At 68.7% G+C, this 3,159-nt stretch carries 2 protein-coding genes and 1 pseudogene; 1 reads left to right on the plus strand and 2 read right to left on the minus strand.

Going from position 1 to position 3,159, the window contains the following annotated elements; translation table 11 throughout:
• Together B8460_RS08505 and B8460_RS08510 are read right to left on the minus strand one after the other, a co-directional pair.
• Positions 1-321: pseudogene (locus B8460_RS08505) on the minus strand (hypothetical protein); the annotation flags it as partial.
• 27 nt (positions 322-348) lie between these two features.
• The gene (locus tag B8460_RS08510; protein WP_048861162.1) at positions 349-1,392 is read right to left on the minus strand and encodes an NAD(P)-dependent alcohol dehydrogenase; all 1,044 of its coding nucleotides are present in this window, start codon (positions 1,390-1,392) and stop codon (positions 349-351) included.
• A 289-nt stretch (positions 1,393-1,681) separates the two neighbouring features.
• On the opposite strand from B8460_RS08510, the gene B8460_RS08515 reads away from it, so the two are divergent.
• A partial coding sequence (locus B8460_RS08515) for a sigma-54-dependent Fis family transcriptional regulator (protein WP_052945183.1) occupies positions 1,682-3,159 on the plus strand: 1,478 nt, incomplete at its 3' end.

The following is a 3,159-nucleotide window of genomic DNA, read 5'->3' on the forward strand; positions in this document are numbered from 1 at the left end:
CTGCGCCAGGCAGCCATCCGAACCGCCCGTGACGAAGCCGCCGAGCCCGTCCGACGCGAGCGCGCGGCAGGCGCCGCGATGGACGGCGATGCGCGAGACCGCGGGACTCGTCACCTGCGGCGGCACGACCTCGATGCCGCCGCCGATGCGCGGCTTCACGCTCGGACCGCCGTCCCAGGTCGCCCGCGCCATCACCAGCGCGCCGTCGCCGAGACCGAATCCCGCGAGCCGCCCGTCCGCGTTCCACGCCGCCCCGACAACCGGCGTCCCGAAGCCCCAGCGGGCGCCGAGCAGCTCGACCAAAGGGGGATGCAGGTTCATCCCCGCCTCACCGCGGCGCGTCGCTTCTCATGGTATCAGGACCGCGCGGCCCTTGATCTTGCCGTGATGCAGGTCGTGCAGCGCCTGGTTCGCATCACGCAGCCGGTATTCGCGCGTCGCCAGATGCACCAGACCCCGATCAGCGAGCGCCATCAGCTCCACAAGCTCGGGATAGGTGCCCACGAGATTGCCGACGATGGTCTTTTCGGTCGTGATCATGTCGATCGTCGGCAGGTCGATCTTCCCGCCGTAGCCGACGATGTAATACGCCCCGGCGTTGCGCGTCATGGCGATGCCGATCCGGATGGAATCGCCCTCGCCCACGAAGTCGATCACCGCCTCGGCGCCATGGCCGCCGGTCAGGTCGAGCACCGCCTGCAGCTCGTTGCCGTCCGCCTGCACGACGTGATGCGCGCCGCACTCCTTCGCGAGCTGAAGTGCCGTCGGGGAGCGGTCGACCACGATGATCTCGGCCGCGCACAGCGCCTTCAGCACCTGGATGCCGATATGGCCGAGGCCGCCGGCGCCGATGCATACGGCGTATTCGCCCGGCAGCAGGTGGCGGGAGGCCTTTTTCGCGGCGCGATAGGCGGTCAGGCCGGCATCGGTGTAGGGCGCGACGTCCTTGGGCGCGAGCGTCTTGGGCAGGCGGATCAGCGCCCGCTCGCCGGTCAGGAGATACTCCGCGTAGCCGCCGTCGGCGTTGATGCCGGGAAACGAACTTTCCGTTGCGTGCATGTCGTTGCCGCGACGGCAGGCGAGGCAATGGCCGCTTGTCACGAGCGGGTGACAGATGACGGGATCGCCGACCTTGACACTCGTGACGCCCTTGCCGACCGCCTCGACCCAGCCGGCATTCTCATGACCCATGATATAAGGCAGCTTGACGTCGACCTTGCTGCGCCAGATGCCTTCGATGATATGCAGGTCGGTGCGGCACACCCCGGCGCCCCCGATACGCACGACGACGTCGTTCGGGCGCTCGATCTTCGGGTCGGGCACATCCTCGTAGCGGACGAACTCGGGCTTTTCGAGTTTCTCGTCGAAGCTATGCAGGACGGCTGCTTTCATGGTGTCTCCTCCGCCCGGTCTTACGTGCCGGCGGACAGACAACAGCAACGGGCGTGCCGTACTGATTAGCCGTTGATGTCATTCGTATTGTTGCGATGCAGCGAGTTTTGCCGCGTTTGCACACGGTACGACTGTGTACCGCCACGATGTTGTGAAACAGAACACGTGGCAGCATCTTTTCCGGCCGAGTGCTGCTGCCTATGCTATGCTTGGATACAGGATGCGACCAGCGACGCACGCTGGCGGGTGACGCAAGTCAGGTGACAACAAGGTCACGGGGGGTCGTACGATGAGGATATCGGTCGAGGAGCGTCTGGCGCGCGCGCGCACCCTTCTGGGAGACGACGGCATCGCCTCGGCCGATCTGATCGACGACGAAATCGCCGCCAGCTGGACCCGTTGCCTGCAGGCCGGGCTGGACCCGGAACGGCCGCCGCCGATGCAGGTCCTGGAGTCCGCCGCCCTGCGCGCGGCGCGCGATCAGCACGAACTCGTCAGCCGCCTCGCCCTCGCGGAGATGCGGAGCCTGTATCATCAGATCGCCGGGACGAACTATCTGATCGCCTTCGCCGCACCCGACGGCATGCTGCTGGAGACGCTGTCCGATCCGACCTTCCTGCCGATGGCGCAGCGCAGCGGGATCTGCCCCGGCGGCATGTGGGGCGAGGGGGCGCGCGGCACCAATGCGCTCGGGACGGTCGCGAAAATCGGGCGACCGCTGACCGTGCATGGCGGCGAGCATTTCTTCGCGCAGTTCGGCGGACTCACCTGCACCGCGACGCCGGTGTTCGGCCCCGATGCGCAGCTGATCGGCGTGCTCGACGCCTCGTCGGACTGCCGGTCGCGCCAGCAACACACGCGCGCGATCGTCTCGATGGCGGCAACCCATATCGAGAACGGACTGTTCCGCGAATATCACCGCAGCAACGTCGTGCTGACGTTCCACAGCCGGGCCGAATACCTGCACACCACCAGCGCCGGGCTGATCGCCTTCGACGCCGAGGGCCGCGTGCTCGGCACCAACGCACAGGCGCGCTTCCTGCTGCAAGGGCTGCCCCTGATGCCCGGCCGCCGCTTCGGCGAGCTGTTCCGCATCAGTTTCGAGGCGTTGATCGGCCGCGCGCGACGACAGGACCGGCTGCTGCTGAACGACGTGGTCGGCAGCGCCTTCGTCGCCTCGGCAGAGAACCTGCCGGCGATCCCGGTGGTGGCGGCGGCGCCCGTACCGCGCCCGCCGCTGCGCTTCGTGGCCGGCGACCCGGTCGTGGCGGCAAGCGTCCGCCGGACGGAACAGGCGGCGGCACGGCGTCTGCCGATCCTGATCCGTGGCGAGACCGGCACAGGCAAGGAACAGCTTGCCCGCCACGCGCACGAGGCGAGCGGCCGGCGCGGCGCCTTCGTACCCGTCAACTGCGCCGCCCTGCCGCGCAGCCTGACCGAGAGCGAGCTGTTCGGCTACGCGGACGGCGCCTTCACCGGCGCCCGCCGGCGCGGCGCGAAAGGGCTGGTCGAGGAGGCGGACGGGGGCACGCTGTTTCTCGACGAAATCGGCGACATGCCGCTCGACACCCAGGCGGTGCTGCTGCGCCTGCTCGATGACTGGGTGGTGCGCCCGCTCGGCGCGGGGCGGGGCCGGCGGGTCGACATCCTGATGGTCGCCGCCACCAACGCCGACCTGGAAGCCCGCATCGCCGACGGGCGTTTCCGGTCCGATCTGTTCTTCCGCCTCGGCACGATCGAGGTGCGCCTGCCGCCGCTGACGGAGCG

Source organism: Acidisphaera rubrifaciens HS-AP3 (assembly GCF_000964365.1).
GTDB lineage: Bacteria > Pseudomonadota > Alphaproteobacteria > Acetobacterales > Acetobacteraceae > Acidisphaera > Acidisphaera rubrifaciens.